Genomic DNA, 24,830 nt, shown 5'->3' with positions numbered 1-24,830 from the left:
GACTCTTCAATGGAAAATAAAACAAGCGGGACCGATTACCCCGCTTCCTGCTGGTGAAGATGAACAAATTGTTTGCCAAAAGAAATCAATTTCTCTTCTTCTTCTCCTTCTGGATTCAGCTCAATCTTGACTGATGGCAAGACAATGTCACCGCCAAGTTCCTTCACTTTTTCTTCGATTAGGTCAACAGCTCCGCAAAAATGCTCATAAGATGTATCCCCAGAACCGAATATAGCAAATGCTTTTCCCGTTAAATCAAGCTCTTCCATTTCTTCATATAAATCAATAAAATCATCAGGAAGGTCACCATCTCCCCATGTGTACGCACCTAACATAATGTGCGTGTAATCATTGAGAAGCTCTGCATCAATATCCATCGCTTCATGCCGGTCCACGCTAGCTCCCGCTTCTGTTATTCCTTTTTCAATTAAATCTGCCATCGCTTCTGTATTCCCAGACATCGTGGCATACACCAATAAAACCTTTTCTGTCACTTTTTCTTCCTCCTTATCAATGAATCAATGCCGGCTCCTCATATGGCCTCACAAACTTGCTTTCATATAAACCAGCACAGAAAAAGTTTTCATTTTGATTGGCTACACGAAAACCGTGTCCTTTGATCGTATCAAACCATTTGAGCTCTTTTTGCTCAATATCAAGCTGATACACTTTAGAAAATCCGTGTTCATCTTGTGAGGTGGTCACATATACAATTCCATTATCCTCTGACACATCCAAAAATGATTCCTCTCTAGCAAAGGCCTGTGATTGAATATCATGCAGCATATTTGTATGTAAATCTAAAATTTGAACAGACCCCTTTTTTCCTTTTTTTGATCCTAATGCGCAAACAAGAAGATGTTCCTGACAGAGCAGCATAGAAGCTGTCATCCGGTGCTCCTCTCTGTTTAGGAGGAAAACCTGCTCACTCTCCAAGTCATACATCCATATTCCTCCGTGAACCTCATGAATCTGTGTTCCAATATAAAGGTGATCACCTGCAGCACATAAAGAACGAATAACAGGCGGGTGGTTCACATGAGCAAATGGCTTCATAATTTCCCAGGAAATCCCGAAATCATTTGACACATAAATACTATGTTTTCCATGTGCACACACAAACCCGTCTTTGCGTCCTGTAATAGACCAAACGACTGCATTTGTTGGAAATGATGATAGCGCCCATGTATTGCCTTCATCTCCTGATCTAATCACTGTGCCATTTTCACCAACACCGAATAAATAAGGTCCGATATAGCTGATGGCATGAATTTTATGCTTGAGCTTAAAGAGCTGCTGCCACCCGCTCTCCACACTGTAGTGAAAAATACCTTCCCGTTTTACAGCGACAAAGTATCCACCACTTTTAGAAGCAGCAACAGCTGTCGCTCCTTTATGAAACATGATTTTCAACTCGTTTCTCAGATAACGCCGCCCACGTTAAGAAGCTCGTAGCAAATTCCTGACAGCACGCCACATCCTCATCTGTATCTGGCGCAAGCTCCATTTTCAATGTTTCAGGAAATACGGATGCACCGGTTGATTTGAGCATGTTATGAAATGTATGGACAGCCTCACAAAACTTCGGGTAGCTGTAATCTCCAGATCCGAACACAGCTGCTTTGATGTCACTTAGTTCAAGCGTAGAGACCTCTTCATAAAAATCCTCAGCTTCATAAGGTAAATCACCATCACCCCATGTATAAGAACCGATGAACACATAATCGTATGAAGAAAGGTCCTCTGCATTCGTATCATCAAATTCCATCATCTCCGTATCTATCCCTTTTCCTTCAAGTGTTTGCTTTATGATTGCTGCCATATCTTCTGTATTACCAGACATACTCGCAAATGCAATTAGTGCTTTCATCTATCGGTCACCTCATCTAAATGATAATCATTTTCAATTATTATATGTACACTTTAAATGATAATGATTTTCATTGTCAAATGATTTTATGAAAAAGCTTTGACCAATCATTACTATAACCCAATGAAAAACCCGCTCATTCCAATTGGAAGGCGGGTTTTTCATATCGAAGAGATCATCGGTTCCTCATTCGTTCAATTCATCTATTCGAATAAAATATGGACCATAATCCGTTTCGTGCGTCATCACAAATGTCCATTTTTCATTCCAATCCATCACATACATATCGTTATAATCCATATTATTAGACTCATATCGTAAATCATTGATTAAAAGAGAGCTGGCATTTTCGAAAAGATACGCCTCGTCAACAAATTGATAAAAAACAGTACACTTATCCTTTGATTGGTGAAAAAATGCGTCTATCGCTTCAGCCTTTTCAAGGCATGTAACCATTCCAAAACTGCATAAATGCCATAAAAAATCATCTATTGATATCTCGTTTTGTTCTTTAATTGAAAGATGACTAGCAAAACGTTCACGCCACCTCACGCGCAAACGATCTCCCCATTCAGGTTTGTTCATTTTGATTAATTGATTGTTTTTCATAAGATCGAAGTCTCCTCTATGATTCGCTCCATCTATCTATTGGATATGCGTGCAATAAGTAAATTTAATCAAACTGATTATTTACCTAAAAAAGCACCTTCCTCTTCCAAGAAGGTACTTACACCGCATCACTTTCAAGCATTTCTTTGACCACACCGACAAATGCTTGCACCTGTTTTAATTGAAAAGAAGCTTCATAGCCTAGCAGCCATGTGTCACGTCCGATTTGCTCTCCATTCACGTCAACAAGCGGTGTTTTATGAACACTTTTTTCGTGGTCATATAAGGTGACTGAAGGCAAAATGGCGTAGCCGATGCCGTGGTAGGCCATTTGTTTACATGTCTCAATCTGGTCCACTAGAATCGTCTGCTTTGGAGACACTTTAAATTTTTGGTGCCACCAGTGCTGGATTTCCTGATAATACGTGCTGTCACTTTTAAATTGAATAAACGGGCGTTCTGTCTCGATTAACTCGTCCACGTCTTTGATGACAGAATCGACTAAATATAAATGATCTGTCATCAAATATTCCTTTGTTCCCTTCCAATCAGGGTTTCCGCGAATAATTCCAATGTGCACGTGGTCCTCGTATAAGCTTTTGAGCATTTCACTACTCCAGCCGGTCACAAGTGATACCTTCGCATTTGGATATTTTTCGACATACCGCTTTAACACTTTCGGCAACCAGTGCTGTCCAATAATGGATGCAACCGCAAGCTTTAGTGTACCGTGAATTTCCCCTTCAAGTTCATCGATTCGTTCTCTCACTCGATCTTGCTCAACCGTCACCTCTTTTGCAAATTGAATGATCTGTTCACCTGCCGAAGTCACGGTGAGCCCTTTCTGAGAACGAAAAAAGATTTTGGTTCCCCACTCTTTTTCGATCGTCTGCAATCTTTGGGATAAAGCAGGCTGAGAGACAAAGAGCCGCTCCGAAGCCTTTCTCATATTCAATTCTTCACTAAGCACAACAAGCATATGTAACTCCTGAAGCTGCATGGGCGTCCCCTTTCTCTCTATAAGATTTTCTTATTCCATATGGTCATTATATAAATTATAGCTTATGAAGGCAAAAAAATAAGCTGGGCTTCAGCTCATTTTTTCGCGGCATGAATCACTTCATTTAAGCGCTTTAATACAACACGTCGTGTAAATATTCCTTCAAAGACTTGCTCCTCATTTTCTACACAAACAAATCCATTATTCGTCACAGCGTGAACGCCTTTTAGCACAGGGTCCGTTGTTTTAAGTCTTGGAATATCAGTCAGCATGACCTCTTCTACCTTCAGTTGGTCCAGCTTTTCGAATTCAATTCGTTCTAAACCAAAGATCTTATCCATGATCATATTCGTTCCAATTAACCCATGCAGATGATAAGAAGGATCTAAAACCGGGATGGCTGTATATCCTGTTTTTGTTAGTACCAATAAGGCATGCTCAAGGTTATTTCCAATTTGAACATGTGCCACTTTATCTGCATCAATCATATGCTCGGCTATTGTTGACTCAAGCAATTGAGTTGGTTCTATCTCTATCATGTTTCTTCGACCCCTTTTCTCTCGATCATCAATCATACATTCCCCTTTACCATTAAGCATAAACTAAAACGAAATTTGTCGAAAGATTTTTTCTGCATAAAAAAGATACTCAGCTCCCGAGTATCTAATAGAATGTTAAATCAATATTAATTCTCAAACCTTACTCTGTCATACAATGTGATCAATTGCTTATACGTATTGTCATCGACATTTTTTGTTCCACATTCTATATCATTGATCTCACTGCTTAGTAATTCGACAGCATATTCCTGATTCAGCAATACGTTTAATAATAGCTTTTTCTCTTCTTCATTAAAACGATTTTCGATGACGCTCATCCAACATCAGGCCCCCTGTTTCATATATGCTTTTATATTGATTAGCAGGCTTTTGAATGTCTGCTTCCTCTCTATACAGCTAGAATAAGGAACTAGAATCGAATCGTCAACCGCACGTTTCGACAAGGTTTGGAGAAAAATGACGGAATTTATTTTGTGTATCGATTGGCATAGCAAAATGCTGCGTATGAGTCGGGTTTTATTTTAGCTTCAATTCCCATAGCTGTGATCATTCCGGTCATTTCCTGGATCAGCTCTTTCGTACTTCCTTTTTTTCCAATATCTAGATGGGCTTCAAACCGGAGGTCTGCCCCTTCCTCAGCAAACGGAAGAAGCAAATCCATCAGTTCTGTTAAAGGTCCCTCAAGGATGTCTGCACATACCTTTTGGCTAAACGCTGTCTCTAATGAAATTTTTTCTCTAAGACTTTGCACAGGCCTGCTGATCACTTGTTGTGTGAGGCAGCCCCAAGCCCCTTTGCCAATCCGGTGGAGATGAATTGCAGTCATAAATCTTGTGACATTTTGATTGACCTGAGAGTCCGTACCAATTGATAACACATAGGCGGATCTAGGGTCTTTTCGAATAAAGTCTTTCATTCTCATGACGACATCAGAAAACGCTAAATAATCTTCAGAAAGATTGTAGTAAAAAGAATCACTCACAGAAAGGAACTCCTTTTTAATGGTCTCTTATCCGAAATATGCGCTGATTGATCATCTTCCATTTGTACACAGCCAATAATGACACATGTATATTGCCGCAAATAAACGAAGGAATCCTTAGAAAAAACATTTCATACGATTCAGCTTAGGATTGTAGAAGCTCAAAAATCTCAATCGAAATCATATCAATGTTGTCAAATGGGAAAGTATTTGGCTTATCCCCTTGTTGAAAAACAGTCAATTCAAACGTTTGATTCTTTTCGAAATACTTAACACTACAGATTTTCTCACCGTTCACTTCGAAATAACGCTGTGCCGGTTCGTTTGCAGCTTCTGCTGTCTCTTGAAGACTTTGCAGCCTTGTAATGATACCCATTAATTGTGACATTCTAAAAAAAGACTCCTTTCAAAAAAACAACTCAAGATGAACCCGTATTGATTATACACAAGTCCTACAAAGCATCATACCATAAAGTGTTCTCAGATGATATTTTTCCTCTTGAATTCAAAAAAAGAAAAAGAATCTGTTTTTTTAGTTTGAGTCTTTTTTCTGATCTCATGCGCCATGTTTTTTATAAACCCGCAGATCTCATCAGCCGTTTGGCAATTTCGTCAAAATCCTCTTTGGAAATGCCTGGGGCAAACTCTTCCGGTAATTCTCTATAATCTGGCACAGGTGCTCCTTGAGGCGTACCCTCAATCACTGTGAGCGGCTTTCCATCAATCGGATGGTTGCCTTTCCAAATCTTATTAATGTCCTTGTAATCCGTATCACTAAATGTGTACAGCTTTGTATGGACATTTTGGTCTTCAAATTTCCTCGCTGAATCAAAGTATTTGTTGTCGAGGTTTGGGATCGGCAACATCTTTCCTAGATCTACACCCGTGGCTACCTCAAGCGCCTTTGCATATGCCACAACATGCACTCCGCCCCTGACGAGTAAATAACCGATCATCTCTCTTGCTGTAGGATGATCTGTCATTTCATATACGCGCATTTTGTGTGTACGAGCTCCGCATTCAAGGAAGAAGTTATGAAGGAGGTCAAGAATCAGGTTGCCGCTTGAGAACACATTCTCCCCGGTCCAAGGTTTTGCCATGGAATCAAACGGATAGCCTGTTTGAGCCGTTTGAATAAAATGCTGTGTATTTCGTTTATCGACAGCCGCTTTCATCGGTGTCGTATCTGGATCTCCGCCATGGGTGGTCCCTGTAATCATAAGATTCACAGCTGTGGTCACAAGTTCTACATGACCGAATTCTTCAGCCGTAATACTGGATACGAGGTCATAAAACGGTTTGAGTTTTCGTTTTCCTCTAAAGTTAAAGGATTGAAACATGTAATTATTTAATGTGGACATTTCACCGAATTTTCCGCCGAGTAATTCTTGCACAGCAGCAGCACCATTTGCATCTGGGTGATCTGGTCTTGGCAAATCAATCAGCAGCCGCTTGTCGCGTTTGATCATGACGTTCCCTCCTACCGTCTAACTATCATCACTTAAGATGTATGGAGGGATTGGGATGTCCTATGCATGAGGAGAAGATGAAAAGCACAAAAAAAACTTGGCGGGGGTAGCGCCAAGTTTTTTGGATCTTGATCTGATAGAGGGGTTGGGGAACAGAGAGTAGCTTCTCTCTATAACTAAATGATAATGATTATCAGTTTCATTGTCAACCATTTTTTATTTCTTTTTTCTATTTAAAAAAACAGCCTAAACGGCTGCTTTTAAATTAATCCATCTTGCTCATATAAATAGGCATACGGAAGGTCTATAAACAAATACATGTCTCCCTCTAACGGATAAGAAAACGTACGTATCCTCTCACCGGTTTCTAAATCGCTGTAAATATCACTGAAAAATCCTTTCCCGCTCATTCTCATTTGGAGAATATTCGCTAGGAAATAAGGGCGCCAGCTCCAGTTTTTCTCGATATATTCAGGCTGAAACAGCCATTCTTTTTCTTTTTTAAACACATTACCAGTGATTTGAAAGCCTTCTTCATTACACATATAAATCCGAAAGCTGCAATCCGTTAATTCTAATGCCAGCTTTTGGATGAGTTCATCATTTGTGCTGCATGATTTTTTTAATGTCGTGACCGCTTGATGAATTCGCTTATAAAATGTTTCAGAATGTTCGTAGACAGTTTGAAGTTTCTTTTTCTCATGGGCAATAAATTGCTGGAATTCTTCTCTCAGCTGATCTTTTCGTTTATTGCGGTCGATTAATTCCGCCACCGGCTCGTGAAGATAGAACCCTTGAAAGTATCTGCCACCATTTCTCCAAGCATATTGCAGCTGAAAATTTGCTTCAATGTCTTCATAAATTAAAGCCGCCCCTATTTTTCTCGCAAGCAATGAAATGCTGTACAAGACATATTCATAGGAAGGAGAAGGAGCCGATGCCCTTAATGCGTGTAAATCTATTTTTAATAGATCGGGTGAGAGCAAGGCAATCCGGTCAAGATTGCTGCTTTCTTTTCCAATATTCGAGATGGCGATTTTAATACCATATGTACGAAAATACGTTATCGTATGGTAAAGCTGTTCAATATCGCCGCTAAACGTATGCTCTGTAAATTCGATAACAAACCGATTAAGCTGAATGCCCCTTGCTTCATATTCCTTCAAAAGTTCTAAAAAGCTTTCACCATGATCAAGCATCAGGATATTTGCATCATGATTAATAAAAATGAGCAAATCATCATCTGCTGTTGTGAAAAGATCGAGTGCTTGCGTCAGTACTTTATGATCTACTTCCACTTTATATTCGTCAGGAATAGATGAATCCGTAAAGAAGGAGCCTAGGCTAACTGTTTCAGACTCAAGCTTCATTCTTCCTAAAATCTCATAGCCTATCACTTTTTGCTCTTCCGCACTGAATATGGCTTGATAGTGCGGGAAAACATCTTCAATATTCGTTAAAATATCCAATGGATCGACCATTTTCATCACCTGCTTCTCTCTTTGTGTGATTATAACACATCAAAAGCAGGTCTTACATCGTCATTCAAAATGGGGATTGGTTGAGCCATTGACCCCCATCCATCGTGATACAATCTCCATTTATATATGAGGCTTGCTCAGATAATAAAAAGCTCGCAAGCTCTGCAATTTCCTCTGGTGTGCCCAGTCTGCCAAGAGGAACACTATCTAATGTTCTTTGCGCTGCCTCTTCCGATTCCCACAGTTTATCCGCACCGCCTGTTCTCTCGATTGGTCCTGGTGCGATGGCATTGACGCGAATTCGATATTGCTTTCCCCATTCCACTGCAAGCGTTCGAGTGAGAGATAAAACACCTGCCTTTGCTGCCGCTGAATGCGCCACACCTACACCAGCACCCCATGCATAGGTAGCCACCATATTGATCATACTTCCCCTTTTCTTTTGACGAATCCAGTAATTGCCCACTGCATGACTGCAAAAAAATGTTCCATTTAATACAATATCTATGACAGCCTTCCAGCCGTTAGGAGACAGTTTTTCTGCTGGAACCAAAAAGTTTCCTGCAGCATTGTTAATCAGAGCGTCCACATCACCAAATGTATCTACCGCAAACTTGACCATTTGATCGGCATCCTCTGGATTTCGCACATCCATTTGGAAGTAAGCGATCGAGCCGCCATTCTGCTTTATTTCATTTGCCGCCTTTTCTAACGTTTCTTCCGTTCTTCCAGTAATCACGACATTCCAGCCTCCGTGTGCCAAATGGGCAGCCATCGCCTTCCCCATTCCGCTTGATCCCCCTGTGACAATCACTGTTTGTTTCGTCATTTGTTCTCCCCCTCTGTGGTTTTGAATGACTATTCATTCATTATTTTCTATCATATCATGATTGACCCTAGATGCACCATATGGGAGATTCATCAAATATGATGCTATACTTAATTTTATTTATAAAGGAGTCTTATATGAAGCAACTTTCTCGGAGACAGTTTTTAAAAGGAGCAGCTGGCGCGAGCATTCTCGGTTTTTTAGCTACAACATGTGGATACGGATATGCCAGATACATCGAACCACGCATGATCGATACCGTGTCACTGATCATTCAGGATGCTCAACTTCCAGCTTCATTTGACCAGTTTAAAATCGCTCAATTTAGTGATGTTCATTTAAGTGATACATTTCCTGCGAAAGAATTAGAATCCGTCGTCCAGCAAATCAACGCTGAGTCTCCAGACCTCATTGTGTTCACAGGTGACCTCGTTGATTTTCAAGCATCGATTGAAGAGCATGAAAAAGCGAAAGCATATTTGACCAAGCTCCATGCCCCGTTTGGTAAGCTCGCGATATGCGGAAATCATGACTACGGACCATTTGGCGTTGATCTTTATGAGAAAACGATGAAAGCTTGCGGTTTTACAATATGTAAAAATGATGTGTTTCAATTAGAAAAAGAAGGGGCGCATATTCAGATTGCTACATTGGATGACCTGATGATGAGTGTGCCGGATTATGACCTGATTAAGCGGGAAGTATCCTCTGATTTATTTACGTTACTGCTCGTACATGAGCCTGATGCAGCATTGGAGTTAAATACAACTCCCATTAACTTGCAGCTTTCTGGACATACCCATGGCGGACAGGTGCAGCTTCCTTTCTATGGCCCCATTCTCACAGCACCTTACGGCCATACATATGTGGAAGGTTTATACGGAAGTTATCAGCACCGAATCTATGTCAACCGCGGACTTGGGACAACAAGACTGCCACTTCGATTTTTAGCCAAACCTGAATTAACCTTTTTCACCCTCTCCTCTCGCATTTAGACAGAAGCCAAATTGCTCCTTTTTGCATATGTATAATCAAAGATCTTTCTCATGACAAATGTTAGGAGAAACCTTCCTTCGCCTGATTCCGTCCATATATATATCTAGTGACGGACATCATGGCTTCTTTTATTTGAGTGAAAGGAGTGTCCTTTGGTGCTGCGATATACGGTGAAAAATGGAGAAACCCTTGCTTCTATAGCACTTGATTTCCGAACAACAACAGATGCTTTAAAGGCTGCAAATCCGTCACTTCAAGGTCAAGAGCCTGTACAAAATGAGGTCATCATCATTCCTGGTCTGCCCGATCCTAGTTCGATCCCTTACCGCATCTCTGTTTCGATTTCAAGGAAACGTCTCGTATTGTTTTCTGGATCACAGCTTATTCGGTCGTATCCGATCGCAACAGGAAGAATTTTAAATATGACACCGACAGGTTCTTATTATATTGTCAACAGACAGCCAAACCCAGGAGGTCCCTTTGGCGCCTATTGGCTGAGCCTATCGAAAATTCATTACGGCATCCACGGTACGAATAACCCGTCTTCAATTGGTAAAGCTGTGTCTAGAGGGTGCATTCGTATGTATAATCAGAATGTCATCGAACTTGCTTCAATCGTTCCAAACGGAACACCTGTGACCATTAGCCAGTAGGAGAAATTAATTGTATGAATGCTTAAAATTTTATATGATATAAAGTGGGATCTTCAGGTTAAGGAGCGTATTTATGGATATTTTTAAAAACAGAAATTTTGTTCGTCTCTTTTTTGCAGCACTTGCTTCGCAAATGGGGACAACAGTAGGCAATATGGCGTTTGCCTTTTATTTGCTCGATCATTTTAGTCATCAGCCCGCCTATGCCACATTAGCAGAGCTCATGTATTCACTTCCAACGATCTTTGTCTTTTTTATGGTCGGTGTAGTAGCAGATCGTTTTGATCGTAAAAAAGTCGCAGAGAATTGCGATTGGATACGAGCTGGGCTGACGATTGTTTTATTCATTGTGATTTATTTCAATTCACTTCCACTTATTTTCTTGATCTTGTTTATACGAAGTGCCATTACGAAGTTCTTCTATCCAGCTGAAGCCTCTCTCGTTCAGGCGATTTTAAATAAAGATCAATATGCCAAAGCCGCTGGCTTAAATCAAATGCTGTTTAGTTTATTCATGGTATTTGGTGTTGGAATCGGTGCTATTATGTATAAGACAATTGGACTTCACGGTGCCATTACCATTGATTTGATCAGTTTTATTGTTTCAGGCATCCTGATTCGTTCATGTAACATTCCAATTGAAGCACGTCAGCCAAATGGACAAGCAGGCTGGAGAGGCATGACCATTAAAACGTCTCTAAAAGATTTTAAAGAAGGCATTCTTTACATTATAAAAAATAAATTATTGGCTTCTTTAATTTTTGGCTTTTTTGTTTTTGGTCTAGTCAATGGCGCATTTGCTGTACTTCCAATGTTTACAATGAAATATGGCCTTTCACCGGACCATTTTGAACTGCATACATCCTTCTTTACAATCGCGATCGGTGCCGGTCTACTTGTTGGCAGCTTAATGGGCTCTGTTCTCGCTAAAAAAGTAAAGATGCAATATCTCATGTCGCTTCCGATTTTGGTTGCAGGCATTCTGATTTTTGTACTTGGTTCCACCCATACACTATGGTTGTTTTATGTCACATCATTTGTCATTGGTACATGTATTGGACCGGTCAACATTGTCATTGGCGGCTGGCTGCCGAGAATCGTCCATCCTCGTCTGATGGGACGTGTGTCAGGATGGGTTGATCCACTTACCATGTTTGCTCAATCCATGACATTAGGTCTGATTGCGGTACTATTTCCAAAACTCATTACAAACGTTTCTTATATTTATTACGGAATGGGCGTTATTATTTTACTCGTTTTCCTTTTTTACTTCATTACACTGCCGAAGTTCAGCAGAGAAGCTGCCGACTTAGACGTGCAGCGAGAACTAAAAGGCCAGGGAGCGCAATAATTGAACAGGAAAAAGGGCTTTCTTTAAAAGGAAGTCCTTTTTTTCATAGCTGAAACGCCCTACGACGTTATTTACTCTGTTGATTGAAGCTATTTGAAGCAACATCAACCAATAGAGGAGTCAACATACCCTTCAATCGATCCATTCTTCTTTTTTAACTTTTACCTCTTACATCCATTCTATCAATCCCTTTCATTATTTAGCCTTTATTTCTTTTTTTCAAAAAACAGGAACGTGTATAAAATTGCAAAAATTTTTATAAAATTTCTTTACATCTTTGGAAGTTTTATAGTAGGATAGTCAGGTTGGAGGTGAGGGGTATGCTAAAAAGTTATTATTTTATTCATACAAAAGATGATCAAGGACAGTATGTTGTACATACAGAAGATTGTGCATTTTTAGGTGATGCTGCAAGCCGTAAATTGATTGGTCTGCACATGAGTGGCGAGAGCGCCATTGATGAAGCTAAACAAATGACGAATGAAACTGATTTTAATGGTTGCTTCTATTGCGCTTATTCAAGTCATAAGAAATAGACCATGTTGTTAAACCATATGTTCGACATGTTGTCAGGCATATGGTAAAGTTTCAGACGCAATATGTAAAAATGAATCCAAATTGAGAAACTACCCATTTATTTAAAATAGGTAGTTATCATGAACTAATAGTTCACTTCATATATATTTCATTCAGTCAATTCTTCTGCCCTTCTTGCAATGAACGTCTCTTCTCCTTTGCCCACCAATGACACCGTCAGCAATGGATTTGCCAACATTATCGAAAAAGTGCTTCTTCAAGATATCGCTCGTGCAAGTCAGCTACCGCTCTGTATGCTGCAGATCCTTCAATTAAAGAAGTTTATAGAAGTTACCTCCTCATTATGTGAAAGTTCAACAAAGCCTCATCCTGCTTCAAAAAACGGACTTCAATACAGAAATTGCTTACCAATGCAGCTTCAACTATGCTTAAAAGAATGAATATACAACACCTTTAGCATATAGAAAATGAAATGCGCCGCATTCTTTCCACCTGAAACAGATAGAAGAAAAATCATAGTGAATAGATGCTGTGTCTTTGCTGATCATTCTGCCATTTTTATATTCAACCACGTTTTAGAACCCTCCTGAATGGCTATTGTAGATAAGAGAGCTAGGAATCCTATCGCTTTTACAATAACTCTATTTGCAATTTACTAATAAAAACGTATAATTTATACTAAGCACAGGAAGACGAAAGACAAAGGAGAGAAAAAATGGACGATTATGCTCATACTAAAGACATAGAACCTACAGCAGAAAACATCGCAAAAGCCATTTATACCGTTAACCGCCATGCTAAAACCGCACCAAATCCCAAGTTTCTTTATCTTTTGAAAAAACGTGCGCTGCAAAAACTATTGCAAGAAGGTAAAGGAAGAAAAGTGGGCCTACATTTCTCTAACAATCCCAAATATAGTCAACAACAGTCCGACGTGCTGATTGAAATTGGAGATTATTATTTTCACCTGCCACCAACCAAAGAAGACTTCGAATTTTTGCCACACTTAGGAAATTTAAATCAATCATATCGCAATCCGAAAGCGAATATGTCATTAAACCGAGCAAAGCAACTACTTCAAACGTATGTCGGTTTAAAAGAAAAACCTACCGCCACAAAACAAAAATCACATTACACAAAGCCCGTCTTCAAACGACTCGGGGAAAGTTATTTTTAAACAAAAAACCACTCATGCCGAGTGGTTTTTTGTTTAGATAATAAAGTGATCGACTTTTTCAATCAGCTGATGAATTTCTGGTTTACTAATTTGATCATCTGCACCGATTGTTTCCCCTTTATGCCGCAAATCTTCAGTGATTAACGAAGAGAAGATGAGAATCGGAATGGAACTCGTTAAAGGATTTTCCTTCAACAGTTTCGTTAATCGGTGACCATCCATTTTTGGCATTTCAATATCCGTAATAATCATATCAATTTCTTCTGTCACACTGATTCCTTTACTGACAAGGTCCATGACGTGGTCATATGCCTGTTTGCCATCTTCAAAGGTCACAATGTTTTTATAGCCTGCTTCGGTTAATTCATTTGTTAATAAACGCATGAGAAGCGGAGAGTCTTCAACGACATAAAGCTTCTTCCCTGTTCTTCTCTCGTCTTTCTCACCGTCAAACATATGATACGTTTCTACTCCAGAAGCGGATTCAATATCATAAATGATTTTCTCGTAATCTGGAAGGAAAATCATTTTTTCATCAAGCTTAATGATGCCCGTTAAATGACGGTCCATCCCTTGATTGAGTGCAGTTGGCTTTTCAATTTCTTCCCAGCTGACGCGGTGAATTTGTGATACCGTTCCTGTATGGAACACAAATTTCCGTTGGTTGAATTCAGTCACAATATATTTCTCTTGTTCTGACTGATCTGACTCGACATTAAAAAAGGAAAATAGATTGATGACTGGTAAAATCTCGCCTCGTAAACTAATCATCCCTTCTACATCTTGATGAGAGTGCGGTACAACCGTCACCTCAACCGGCTGAATGATTTCTCTTACTTTCATGACGTTAATGCCGAATTGATTTGAACCAATTTCAAACTTCACAATTTCCAATTCATTGGTACCAGAGTCAAGTAAAATTTCTTGTTTGTTTAAAGCCACGGAAATCCCTCTATTCTTCAATATAAGATTGTACTTTTTATATCGGCAGCATAGGTAAAAAGTTGACGTTTCTTTACGCTTTCTCTCGTACGAATTGATGAATCACAAGTCCTATCGCTGCAAGAATGAGTAAAGACCCTAGTGCAAGGCGGCTTGCGAGATTTCCGTGCTCTGCAAACAGCAGAGTGACTGAGCCATAAATGATGGGTCCAATAATGGAAGACACCTTCCCTGAGAATGCAAAGAGACCAAAGAACTGTCCTCTCTTTTCCTTAGGTGTCAGCTCAATTATCAATATTCGTGATGCCCCCCAGCTTGCGCCGAGTGAAATTCCGAATAAACTGCCGGCCACCCAGAAAACCCATTCCGTTGTGGCTGTCACAGCCAAAATCAGGGCCACGATCAAAATCACATACACGACTGTAATCGAGCGCTTTGCCCCAATCGCCTTTGTGATATATCCAAATAGAAAGGAGCCAATGATACTTGAAATGGTCGACACCAGATAAAGCAGAATAAATTGCCCAGCGGTAAAGCCAATGATGATTTTGGCATAAACAGCCATCATCGCAATCGCTGTCTGTAAGGCATCATTCATAAAAAAGAAAGCAATCATAAAGATAAAAGCCGGCTTGAATTGCTTCATCTCTTTAAACGTGCGAATAATTTCTTTATACCCGCTGAAAAATGACGCCTTTTTCTCTTGCTGCGGCAGCGGATGAGGGTCTTTTACAAAAAAGAGAAAGGGCAGGAAAAAGAGAAAGAATAAAAGCGCTGTCGGAATAAATGCTTCATGAAATTGGTCATTGCCGACAAGTAAATAAACTGAGAGACCGACAAGCGTCCCTAAATAACCAACGGCAATGCCAAACCCAGAAATAAGCGGTATTTCATCCTTTGTCCCAAGATCGGGCAGAATGGTGTCATAAAACACTAGGCTCGAGTGATAGAAAAATTTTGCGATCACAAACAAGGTGACCACTACTAATAAGGAGACAGGCAGCCCAAACCATTCGCTTGAGAAATCAATTCCAGCAAAGATCCCCATCAAAAACGTACAAGTTATACATATTAAAGTAAACACTGTGATGTAGCGCTTCTTTTTTCCTGTACGATCGATCAGAACCCCGTATAATGGTGTAAAAATGACGAGAAAAATGCTGGCTAGTGCGTTTGCATAAGAAATAAACGTACTGGCGATCTGATCCATTCTCGCACTTTCTCCAATCGTTTCCTGCAAGTAGAACGGGAAGAAAATGGTGATCATATTGGATGAAAATATCGTATTTGCAAAGTCATACAATGCCCAGGCCAAAACGGGTGCTGTCAAAAACAACCCGAAGCCTGCCCCTTTTTTCTGCATGGTCTTTTTTCCTGTTCTCAATCGTTTGTCTCCCTTCCCTGCCTGATTTTTCACTATCATTCTATTTTATGTTATGCTTCACTCTTCCATACAAGCAATCTATACAAAAAGCACCCCTTACTATTGAGCAGAGGTGCTTTTTTTCTTTATTTCTTCACAACAATCGTACTTGCAATTAAATCGTGAAGCGCTTGTTTTTTCTCTGTGAAAAAGGCAATGATGTACCCAATACATAAGATTGGAGACAAAAAGACTTTTGCAAAAAAGCGGCCAGTTGCTCGTCCGAATGTTACTTTTTCGCCTGTTACTTTTGTCACTTTGATCCCAAGAGCCATCTTACCAAGAGTTCCTTGCAGTTTTGATGCTTCCATAATAGCGTAATAAAGCCATGTCAACACGATACCGATTAAGATCGATGCTACGTAGAAAAAGATAAGTCCCATAATGACAGCCCATTCTTCATCCGTCATGACGGTTGTGGAATAGTAATAGCTGTCATCCTCTAGCATAAATGCTGCCTCTGGGCTTGAGACAAAAAAGAGTGTGAACAAAATAAACATAATGAAGGCATAAGGAACACTGATAATGACGCCGTCCAAAAGGTGGGCAAGAAAGCGGTAGCCCACGCCTGCTAGCTCAGGATGCTTCTTTTCTTGAATGTGTGGTTCTGTTATGTTTGTTTCCATCCTATTTCTCCTTTATTATGTATGTTTTCTATAAATTTCTTATAATCATTCGTTATTATATCTTATGAATATAGTAAGATCAATGGAGCTGTACACTTTTACATATATTTTAGATCAGTTTGTTCTTAATGTTTTATGTGAATAAATACTGAAAATTTGTGAAAATCATGGCACTTCTAGTTCTTTTACCTCCTGATTTTTTAACATTTTGTGATTTTTTCGTCTTGTTTCCATTCTGCTGTTGACAACCGTTCTTCACATGGTACAATAGTCAAGGATTTTTTAAAGAAAGGTGTTCATGATGGGAACTGTCGTACTATTAAAGAACAACGAAATGACTGTAATTGAAGATATTTGCGAAGCTGATTTTTTGGACATGAAGCATGATTTGTCAAATGATGACGCAGCTTATATCTCTTGGTATGAAGATTACGATACTGCTTATGGATATTGATTTCATTTCATAGATGAAGCGTAAAAAAAGGCGATACAACCTAAGTTGGTTGATCGCCTTTTTTACGTTTGTGATGTTCTTTCACTTTCAGGCTCTACATGAATAAAGATTTGTGCATGCGGAAATTCTTGCTGAATCTTCTCTTCAATTCGATCACATAATTGATGAACATCTTCAATGGTTGTCTTGCCATCTACAATTAAATGGAAATCAATATATTCCTCTGCTCCGGATCGTCTTGTTCGAAAGTCATGATATTCGATGAACTCTTGACTGAATCCTTGAATGATTGCTTCTATCGATTGTTCTTCCTCGGGTGTTAGCCGGGCGTCTACAAGCGGCGGGAAGGCTTCTTTCATGAGTTTAAATGCTTCACGCATAATAAAGAGAGCGAGTATCATTCCAATGATCGGATCTAAGAAATACCAATCGGTTAATGCTACAAGCAATAAACTGAATGCGACCCCTAGTGACGTATACACATCTGTTAACAGGTGCAATGCATTCGATTTCATGGCAACAGAATGCACTCGCTCCGCCTCTTTGTTCACAACCTTCGATACGATAAAATTGATGAGCGCGCCTGTCAGCATCACCACAATGCCAAGCACAGGCAGCTTGACTGGCTCTGGGTGCATTAATTTGTGAACACATTCGTATATGATCCAAATGCCAGCAACGAAAATCAGCAAGGTCTCAATCGTTCCTGAAATATTTTCGACTTTTCCATGTCCATAAGGATGTTTAGAATCTGCTGGCTTTCTTGAAATACGAACAGAAATAAATGCAATAAAAGATGCCATTAAATCGAGAAAAGAATGAATGGCTTCTGATAAAACCGCAACAGATCCAGTGAGCAGCCCCACAATGATTTTTAAGATGACAACAAATGTGTTACTCATCACGGATAGAAACGCGATTTTCGATGTCTTCGCTGATTGTTCCATCTATCGTCCTCCTTTAGGAGATCGTATGTCTATGAAAGCAATTCCCATGACCTGATTCTCACGTTCTTTCAGTTTACACAGTTGTGACGTTTTCTAATCCTGTTCACCGCAGCCTGTATTTTCTAGTGAGGTTACGCTATAATAAATGTTGCTCTTTCTTCAATATATCACTCATGCTGTGATGAATAGGAGAATAGACTACAGATAATGATATCCAGTGCCTTTCGCGGGTGACATTTATGCAGTGAATGGTAAAATAGGATAAAAACATAAATTTTTAAGGTGATGAGAAATGGAGCATTTGCTGAATCCAAGAGTAAAGGATATTGAAATTTCAGGCATTCGAACATTTTCAAATCTCGTATCGTCATATGAGGATGTCGTTTCTTTGACGATAGGCCAGCCCGATTTTTATACGCCGCATCATGTCAAAACAGCTGCCAAAGCAGCCATTGACGAGAATTTCACCTCGTACACTCATAATGCTGGTTTCCTAGAGCTAAGACAAGCGATCCAGCACTACATCAAGAAGAAAGTCAATCTTGATTATGATACAGAGTCAGAAATCATTGTGACGACAGGTGCAAGTCAAGCGATTGATGCTGCGTTTCGAACCATTTTGTCAGAGGGTGACGAGGTCATTTTACCTGGACCTGTCTACCCTGGCTATGAACCGATCATTCGAATGTGCGGCGGGAAGCCCGTACATATCGACACAACGAATGCTGGCTTTAAATTAAATGCCAAACTGATTGAGGATGCATTAACGGAAAAGACAAAGTGTGTTGTACTTCCTTATCCTTCGAATCCAACTGGTGTCACGCTTTCGGAAGAAGAATTGAAAGAGATTGCCCAGCTCCTTGAAGGAAAAGACATCTTTATTTTATCAGACGAAATCTATAGCGAGCTGACATTTGACCGGCCGCATCATTCAATTGCCTCTTTCTTAAAGGAACAGACCATTGTGATTAACGGACTGTCTAAATCTCATAGCATGACCGGTTGGAGAATTGGCTTTTTATTTGCTTCAGCTCCAATTGCTAAACATGTATTAAAAGTACATCAATATAACGTGTCTTGTGCCTCGGCTGTCTCACAAAAGGCGGCACTTGAAGCTGTGACAAATGGTGTGGATGATGCACTCATCATGAGAGAGCAATATAAGAAAAGACTCGATTATGTATATGATCGGCTCATTTCAATGGGGCTTCCGGTCATTAAGCCTTCTGGCGCTTTTTATATTTTTCCATCCATTGAATCGTTTGGGATGAGTTCCTTTGATTTTTGTATGGAGCTGTTAGAAAGTACAAGACTTGCGGTTGTACCAGGGTCTGCTTTCTCTCCACTCGGCGAAGGGTATGTGCGTCTGTCCTATGCTTATTCACTTGAAACACTGAAAGAAGGACTTGACCGCCTAGAACAATTCGTCCTTGAAAAACGTTCCATTCATTTCACAGACTGAAACAACGGCTCTCTTGCCGTTGTTTTTATTTTGCAGGAAACATGATGTGAAATACGGTGCCCTTTTCGGGATGACTATCCACACGGATCGTCCCGTTGTGATTTTCTAAAATATTAAATGTCACCATGAGGCCAAGTCCAGTGCCTTTTTCCTTTGTCGTTAAAAAGGGCTCTCCTATTCGCTTCATGACCGATTCAGGAATGCCGACCCCTTCATCACGAATGGTAACGAGAATCCCATCTCTTTCTGCTTTGGCCGTAATGTCAACCTTACCTCCGTCCGGCATGGATTCGACGGCATTTTTGATTAAATTGATAAACACCTGCTTGAGCTGATTTTGATCCCCGTTCATCAGGAGATCCTCTTCTATCTCACTTGTGTTCATTAAAATACCATTTAAGTTCGCTTGTGTTTCTAATAGAGCCGTGACTTCGCTGATGATTTTTTTCAAATCAAGTGTCTGCATCGATGCCGTTTGCTGCGGTTTTGCCAGCATGAGCAACTCGCTTAATATAATCTCTATCCGGCTCAGCTCAGAGAAAACAATCTCGAAATATTGATCGCGATCTTTTGTTTTCGGTTTAATGAGCTGCAAAAAGCCTTTGATAGCGGTCAATGGGTTCCTGATTTCATGTGCAATGCCAGCTGCCAATTGACCTGCGATCGATAATTTTTCAGATCGGAGCATGAGCTCTTCTGTCTGCTTACGTTCCGATATATCTCTTAAAATAATTTGAACGGCTGTTTCCCCAAAGAATGTGGTTGGGATACACACCATTTCAGTATAAATCAGCTTGTGTTTAAATGTATGACAGCTCATCGTGACAATCTCGGAATCTGATGCTCTTTCAATAATACGCGACAAGCTCTTTTTCACTTTTTGCTGGTCACAGGAATGGATCTGGTGGAAAATATCCTTTCCTATTAATTTATCGTAATGCTCGGCTTCAAATAATTTAATGCCTGATTCATTCATAAACACCCATTTATGATCATGAATGACCGCAATCGTATCAATGGAGTTTTGGATGAGCAGCTGATACCGCTCCCGGCTTTTTTGAAGAACGGTTTGGAATTTCTTACGGGATGAGATGTCTACTAACAGCAAAAGCTCTGCCTGCTGATTTTGATAGATCGTAGGTGATGACTTCACTTCGATATGAATGCTGCTTCCATCTTTCCGCTTCCAAATCTGTTCAATCATTCCGACTGGAAGACCTTGCTGCAGCCTCGTAATTCGGCTTCTCACAATGTCATGGTACTCCTCAGCAATAAAGTCAAATGCAGATTTGCCGATCATGTCATCTCTTGTACATACCCCCATTAATTGAAGCATCGCATCATTCGCATAAACAATTTCCCCTAATATCGTAATACACAACGGATTTGGCAGCATGGCAATCAATTGTTCAGCTTCACTGACATGTTGGAAAGCCGGCAGACTGCCTAACGACTGTTCTGACACTTCTGTTGTTGTTTGAAACGCTGCTTTTTGCGGTTCAGCGTCCAGCACCCTCATTTTTAGGATCATTTCTCTACTTAATTCGCTGTCTAACTCATCACAAGCAACAAAATCAATACTTGCTTCAATCCATACAGCTGTTAGATCACTTCTAAGCAGCCTAAAGTGGCAAATCTCTAGCATGTGCTGATTGTAGAAATAACTCTCGACGAGAAATTGATCTTCGGTATGAACATAGTCTTTCAAAAAACACCCTAGTAAATCCTTTTGTTCATAGAGCAAAAGCTGCTTACAGTTAGAAGAAATGTAGAGAAAGCGGCCATTAGAAGAAAGAACGGCATGTAAATCGATATTCGAATAAAGCTGATTCGAATCTTTCATTTTTTGTTCCATCGTCGTCCGACCCTCCTTTTCATTTTTTAGGGTTGTCCTTAGATTGATGTATAAAAAAGATTCGCTAGAAAACCCGTATTTTCCTTCCGTCATCGAGGGAAACGTCCATATTTTCAACAAAAAAGAGCACATTCTCTTGCTGTGCTCTCTGCTGTTTACTGCTTTTCATATTTCTTTTGTAATTCAACGTACTTATCAATAATTTTACTTGGGATGGTTTTAATGACGGAATCTTTATCTGAGACATAAGGTGTCACGACACTAAAAGCCACCTTCGGATTGGACGACGGATAATATCCCCCAAAGGTTAAATTGTATGTGGGATTTCCCCACCAGCTGCGGTTGGCACCATAGTAAAAGGTTTGGGCCGTCCCTGTTTTTCCAGCGACATCATGCTGACCAAAGCGGCCAGCGGCAGTACCGCCGGTCGATGTGACCATTTTCAGCCCCATTTTGACGCGGTCAATATCTGCTTTCGAGTTGTTAATCGTGTTCAGCACCTTCGGCTCATATTTTTTCACGACTGGGCCTACTTCATCCTTCTTCGTTGGAAGGTGAACGCTTTTCACCACTCTTGGCTGAACGCGATTTCCTCCATTGGCGATCGTCGACATGTACTGGGCAACTTGAAGCGGTGTATACGTGTCATACTGGCCAATTGCTTCATCGAGCAAAAGTCCGCCGACCGTCTTAGGATGTGTCTGCATCCCGCTTGATTCCTGCGGCAGGTCGATCCCTGTTTTTACGCCAAGACCGAATTGCGCATAATAGTTTCTCATTTTTTGCAGGTGCTCAGGTCTTGCCGGTAACGGACCATCCTTTTGATAGGTGATGCCCGCCATTCTCATCGCTACTTGGAACATGTAGACGTTGGAACTTTTTTGGAGAGCCTGAAGGTCATTGACCCATCCAAGAACTTTGTAAGACTGTTTCGGCTTTCCATTACTTCCTGCAAAATAAAGCGGTGTATCCATATAGGATTGGTTGTGTGACATCCCGTCCTGATAACCGCCAAGTACTGTGGCTCCTTTGACAACAGAGCCCATTTCGTACTGGGTCGTAAATGTTCCGATGGCATAATCTGTGACGTCTCTGCCATCCATTTTCTTGCCAGACATTGCGAGAACATCCCCAGTGTTAGGGTCCATCATCACGACAAATGCGCGGTCCATCATATAGTTTCTCGCACTAGCGGATCTAAGCTCTGATTCGACGATCTTGTCGACTTCCTTTTGCAGCTCCATATCAAATGTCAGTGCAAGATCAAGTCCTCTTCGTCCCTCTGTCCGCTTGATTTCATCGAGCAGCTTCCCGCCAACCTGTGTATATTGAACAGTCGCTTTCTCTGGATTCAGAAAATCTTCGTATTGATACTCTAAATAGCTCTTCCCTACCCGGTCATTTCGCGAGTAGCCTCTTGCCATATAGTAATCTTCACGCTCTTTTATAATGCCTTGCTCTGGTGTGGTCACACCGCCAAGTACATTATAAAGGGTCTTTTCATACGGATATTTTCTTGTCCAATCATTGATGACATTTACACCATGCAGTTCATCCAGATGCTCTGACACAAGTGAAATCTCTTCATATGTCAAACTCACGGATGATGTCTGCTTTGACTCTTTTGTTTCATCGAGTAAAGCAACTTTTTCGTCCCCTTTTTTCTCTTCATTTGGGTCCATTGCTTTCACGATTTGAGGCTCAAAGGCATATCCGCCTGTAAATCTACGATAGATCGCTGCAACTGCTTTTTCCTCTGCATCCTTTTCGATCGCCTTGACTTCTTTCTTAGGCACACGCTCTACTTGAAGCGGATAGACATCCTTTGCTTTAAGATCCTTTTTCTCTGCTTTTGAAATGAGCTTATCCGCTTCTTTCGGATGGCTCGCCAGCCAAAAATCTCGAATGTCACGCTCTCTCAAAAAATCAGTATCCATTTTTATATAAGTCGCAAGTTTTCTTGCTACCTTAATCTTATCCTTCGCTTTCACACCGCTTTCTGATGTATAAACGATGGCAGGTACACTTTCGTTATCAACGACGACTCTTCCTCTCGCGTCATACATTTTTCCTCTTGGGGACGGGTATGATGCTGTTTTGACCTCTGTTCGGTTTGCTTGCTTTTTATAATCCTCACCATTGACGATCTGCAGCACACCAAGCTTGATCACAAGTCCAGCAAATAAACTAAAGACAGCGAAGAAAAAGAGATTAATCCTCCAGGCGTTCCGGCGCTTGATTTTTTTCTGCTCGGCACTACCTTGATGCTGTTTCTCTCCCACTTATGTAGCTCCTCTCATCCTTTCAATCTTTTACAATTACCACTCATTATTGTAACACTTTTGTAATAGTTGTTACAGCGAAACAAGTGAAAAAAAGCTGTCAATCCCTATTATGCAAAAAAATATACTAACACTTTAAAATATTGGTATGTTTATGTCGTTTTCTTTAAATGGAAGAATTCCCTATCCTTTGATATGAGGCGGCTTTTTTTATGACTTTAACAAAAATGACAAACAGGCATTGTCAATGGAGGATGCTGGTACGTTTATAACAAAAAGTCCATGTTATGATTTTCTGTGAGAAAACAAAACAAAGATTTTAGGAGGAGTTACAATATGAAGAAGAAATCATTCTTTTTTTCAGCGCTAACGGCTGCTGCACTCATCACGTTCACTGGAGGACATTCAGCTGATGCGAAGGAGCTTAACCTGAAACAAGTGATACATGTACAGCATCAAACCATTGATCTTCATACATTAGCTGCAAAATTACATATCTCTTCAGATGTAAACAAGCTAAGCAAGTCGAATCAAAAAGAGATCGAAGCTCTTTTAAACAAGCTGATCAAAAGCGGTCAACCTGTTACTGGCACAAAAGTGGTGAAAGAAGTAAACAAAGCAAAAAATGAACAAAAACAAGAATCAGTGAAAAAACCAACTGCTTCTAAACCAAGTACGCCAGCTAAACAAAACACAAACAACAATAACAACACAAAAGCTGACCAAAAAGACACAACGGCAGCAAAAGCAGATAGCAGCTTGAATGCATTTGAAAAAGAAGTCGTTGAGCTTACAAATAAAGAGCGTGCAAAACAAGGGTTAAAAGCACTTTCTGTTGATTCAAAACTAAGCAAATCTGCTCGCGCAAAATCTCAAGATATGAAAGATAAAAACTATTTCTCTCATACAAGCCCAACTTACGGATCTCCATTTGATCAAATGAAGCAATTCGGTATCACTTACAAAACAGCAGGTGAAAACATTGCCCAAGGTCAAAGATCTCCTCAAGAAGTTGTGACTGCATGGATGAACAGTGAAGGCCACAGAGCAAATATCTTAAACAAAAACTATACACATATCGGTGTTGGTTATGTGAAATCTGGCAACTACTGGACGCAGCAATTCATCGGAAAATAAGATATCTAAAAAACCTGTCCCTAAGTGGGACAGACCAGATTGTTGACAAAGGGCTAAAATGATCTTCATTTTAGCCTTTTGTCTTCTTTTCAGCGTGATAGAAAACCTTTGCAGCCCTAGGAAGGACGAGTACCGGAGCGGAGCGAATTTGACATTCGTGAGCACCGGCACGCAGGACTGACACCGAA

26 protein-coding genes are annotated in these 24,830 nt (G+C 40.3%); 8 read left to right on the top strand and 18 right to left on the bottom strand.

Annotation, left to right across the window (positions count from 1 at the left end):
• Positions 1 to 35: 35 nt before the first annotated feature.
• The 12 genes from C6Y06_RS07665 to fadH form a co-directional block, all read right to left on the bottom strand.
• A complete protein-coding gene (locus tag C6Y06_RS07665; protein ID WP_081311417.1) occupies positions 36 to 494 on the bottom strand; it encodes a flavodoxin in 459 nt (152 codons plus the stop codon).
• A 16-nt stretch (positions 495 to 510) separates the two neighbouring features.
• On the bottom strand, positions 511 to 1,404 hold the full coding sequence (locus C6Y06_RS07660; protein WP_060596393.1) for a WD40/YVTN/BNR-like repeat-containing protein: 894 nt from the start codon (positions 1,402 to 1,404) through the stop codon (positions 511 to 513).
• Positions 1,394 to 1,870, bottom strand: a complete 477-nt coding sequence (locus C6Y06_RS07655; protein ID WP_060596144.1) for a flavodoxin — start codon at positions 1,868 to 1,870, stop codon at positions 1,394 to 1,396. The genes C6Y06_RS07660 and C6Y06_RS07655 overlap by 11 nt, the downstream gene beginning before the upstream one ends.
• A gap of 186 nt (positions 1,871 to 2,056) precedes the next feature.
• On the bottom strand, positions 2,057 to 2,479 hold the full coding sequence (locus C6Y06_RS07650) for a DUF4275 family protein (protein ID WP_066030966.1): 423 nt from the start codon (positions 2,477 to 2,479) through the stop codon (positions 2,057 to 2,059).
• 118 nt (positions 2,480 to 2,597) lie between these two features.
• A complete protein-coding gene (gene ccpC / locus C6Y06_RS07645) occupies positions 2,598 to 3,479 on the bottom strand; it encodes a transcriptional regulator CcpC (protein WP_003211236.1) in 882 nt (293 codons plus the stop codon).
• Between the two features lie 95 nt (positions 3,480 to 3,574).
• A complete protein-coding gene (gene cbpB / locus C6Y06_RS07640; RefSeq protein WP_034663872.1) occupies positions 3,575 to 4,018 on the bottom strand; it encodes a cyclic-di-AMP-binding protein CbpB in 444 nt (147 codons plus the stop codon).
• Positions 4,019 to 4,164: 146 nt separating this feature from the next.
• Positions 4,165 to 4,356, bottom strand: coding sequence for an antirepressor AbbA (gene abbA, locus C6Y06_RS07635; protein WP_003210802.1), 192 nt, complete (start codon positions 4,354 to 4,356; stop codon positions 4,165 to 4,167).
• Positions 4,357 to 4,505: 149 nt separating this feature from the next.
• Positions 4,506 to 5,021 carry a ribonuclease H-like YkuK family protein gene (locus tag C6Y06_RS07630; RefSeq protein ID WP_034662766.1) on the bottom strand — a complete coding sequence of 172 codons (516 nt, stop codon included), beginning with the start codon at positions 5,019 to 5,021 and terminating at the stop codon, positions 4,506 to 4,508.
• Between the two features lie 145 nt (positions 5,022 to 5,166).
• Positions 5,167 to 5,409: a YkuJ family protein gene (locus tag C6Y06_RS07625; RefSeq protein WP_003212254.1), complete on the bottom strand. Its 243-nt coding sequence runs from the start codon at positions 5,407 to 5,409 to the stop codon at positions 5,167 to 5,169.
• 184 nt (positions 5,410 to 5,593) lie between these two features.
• The gene (locus C6Y06_RS07620) at positions 5,594 to 6,490 is read right to left on the bottom strand and encodes a manganese catalase family protein (RefSeq protein WP_060596142.1); all 897 of its coding nucleotides are present in this window, start codon (positions 6,488 to 6,490) and stop codon (positions 5,594 to 5,596) included.
• A 260-nt stretch (positions 6,491 to 6,750) separates the two neighbouring features.
• A complete protein-coding gene (locus C6Y06_RS07615; protein ID WP_060596391.1) occupies positions 6,751 to 7,971 on the bottom strand; it encodes an EAL domain-containing protein in 1,221 nt (406 codons plus the stop codon).
• A gap of 64 nt (positions 7,972 to 8,035) precedes the next feature.
• Positions 8,036 to 8,800, bottom strand: coding sequence for a 2,4-dienoyl-CoA reductase (fadH, locus tag C6Y06_RS07610; protein ID WP_034662771.1), 765 nt, complete (start codon positions 8,798 to 8,800; stop codon positions 8,036 to 8,038).
• A 137-nt stretch (positions 8,801 to 8,937) separates the two neighbouring features.
• Here fadH and C6Y06_RS07605 point away from each other — a divergent pair, with 137 nt between their 5' ends.
• The 5 genes from C6Y06_RS07605 (at position 8,938) to C6Y06_RS07580 (ending at position 13,514) form a co-directional block, all read left to right on the top strand.
• Positions 8,938 to 9,795, top strand: coding sequence for a metallophosphoesterase (locus C6Y06_RS07605; protein WP_106036746.1), 858 nt, complete (start codon positions 8,938 to 8,940; stop codon positions 9,793 to 9,795).
• A 156-nt stretch (positions 9,796 to 9,951) separates the two neighbouring features.
• Complete coding sequence (locus C6Y06_RS07600; protein WP_060596140.1) at positions 9,952 to 10,449, top strand: L,D-transpeptidase family protein; 498 nt, start codon at positions 9,952 to 9,954, stop codon at positions 10,447 to 10,449.
• Positions 10,450 to 10,522: 73 nt separating this feature from the next.
• Positions 10,523 to 11,800, top strand: a complete 1,278-nt coding sequence (locus tag C6Y06_RS07595; RefSeq protein WP_034662784.1) for an MFS transporter — start codon at positions 10,523 to 10,525, stop codon at positions 11,798 to 11,800.
• Between the two features lie 320 nt (positions 11,801 to 12,120).
• A complete protein-coding gene (locus C6Y06_RS07590; protein ID WP_003211341.1) occupies positions 12,121 to 12,336 on the top strand; it encodes a hypothetical protein in 216 nt (71 codons plus the stop codon).
• Between the two features lie 716 nt (positions 12,337 to 13,052).
• On the top strand, positions 13,053 to 13,514 hold the full coding sequence (locus tag C6Y06_RS07580; protein ID WP_012009774.1) for a YkyB family protein: 462 nt from the start codon (positions 13,053 to 13,055) through the stop codon (positions 13,512 to 13,514).
• Positions 13,515 to 13,547: 33 nt separating this feature from the next.
• On the opposite strand, the gene C6Y06_RS07575 is transcribed toward C6Y06_RS07580, so the two are convergent.
• From C6Y06_RS07575 to C6Y06_RS07565, 3 genes are all read right to left on the bottom strand, one after another.
• On the bottom strand, positions 13,548 to 14,456 hold the full coding sequence (locus tag C6Y06_RS07575; RefSeq protein WP_034662787.1) for a chemotaxis protein: 909 nt from the start codon (positions 14,454 to 14,456) through the stop codon (positions 13,548 to 13,550).
• A 73-nt stretch (positions 14,457 to 14,529) separates the two neighbouring features.
• Entirely contained in the window at positions 14,530 to 15,840 is a 1,311-nt protein-coding gene (locus tag C6Y06_RS07570; protein WP_181185446.1) for an MFS transporter, read from the bottom strand.
• Between the two features lie 125 nt (positions 15,841 to 15,965).
• Positions 15,966 to 16,505 (bottom strand): RDD family protein, encoded by a 540-nt coding sequence (locus tag C6Y06_RS07565; protein ID WP_060596139.1) that lies wholly within the window; start codon positions 16,503 to 16,505, stop codon positions 15,966 to 15,968.
• Between the two features lie 301 nt (positions 16,506 to 16,806).
• On the opposite strand from C6Y06_RS07565, the gene C6Y06_RS20065 reads away from it, so the two are divergent.
• Positions 16,807 to 16,959, top strand: a complete 153-nt coding sequence (locus tag C6Y06_RS20065; protein WP_162839369.1) for a hypothetical protein — start codon at positions 16,807 to 16,809, stop codon at positions 16,957 to 16,959.
• Positions 16,960 to 17,021: 62 nt separating this feature from the next.
• On the opposite strand, the gene C6Y06_RS07560 is transcribed toward C6Y06_RS20065, so the two are convergent.
• Entirely contained in the window at positions 17,022 to 17,906 is an 885-nt protein-coding gene (locus C6Y06_RS07560) for a cation diffusion facilitator family transporter (protein WP_106036745.1), read from the bottom strand.
• Between the two features lie 292 nt (positions 17,907 to 18,198).
• Here C6Y06_RS07560 and C6Y06_RS07555 point away from each other — a divergent pair, with 292 nt between their 5' ends.
• The gene (locus tag C6Y06_RS07555; protein ID WP_106036744.1) at positions 18,199 to 19,368 is read left to right on the top strand and encodes an aminotransferase A; all 1,170 of its coding nucleotides are present in this window, start codon (positions 18,199 to 18,201) and stop codon (positions 19,366 to 19,368) included.
• Between the two features lie 25 nt (positions 19,369 to 19,393).
• Here the strand turns inward: C6Y06_RS07555 and C6Y06_RS07550 are convergent, their stop codons facing one another.
• Together C6Y06_RS07550 and C6Y06_RS07545 are read right to left on the bottom strand one after the other, a co-directional pair.
• A complete protein-coding gene (locus tag C6Y06_RS07550) occupies positions 19,394 to 21,223 on the bottom strand; it encodes a PAS domain-containing sensor histidine kinase (RefSeq protein WP_106036743.1) in 1,830 nt (609 codons plus the stop codon).
• Between the two features lie 155 nt (positions 21,224 to 21,378).
• Positions 21,379 to 23,505 carry a peptidoglycan D,D-transpeptidase FtsI family protein gene (locus tag C6Y06_RS07545; RefSeq protein ID WP_095285084.1) on the bottom strand — a complete coding sequence of 709 codons (2,127 nt, stop codon included), beginning with the start codon at positions 23,503 to 23,505 and terminating at the stop codon, positions 21,379 to 21,381.
• Positions 23,506 to 23,841: 336 nt separating this feature from the next.
• Here C6Y06_RS07545 and C6Y06_RS07540 point away from each other — a divergent pair, with 336 nt between their 5' ends.
• A complete protein-coding gene (locus tag C6Y06_RS07540) occupies positions 23,842 to 24,642 on the top strand; it encodes a CAP domain-containing protein (protein ID WP_034662807.1) in 801 nt (266 codons plus the stop codon).
• Positions 24,643 to 24,830: the final 188 nt, after the last annotated feature.

Source organism: Bacillus sp. MZGC1, from assembly GCF_002998605.1.
In the GTDB taxonomy this organism is placed as follows: Bacteria; Bacillota; Bacilli; order Bacillales; family Bacillaceae; genus Bacillus.
Note: the sequence above shows the minus strand (reverse complement) of the source record. Positions and strands in the feature narration are given on the sequence as shown.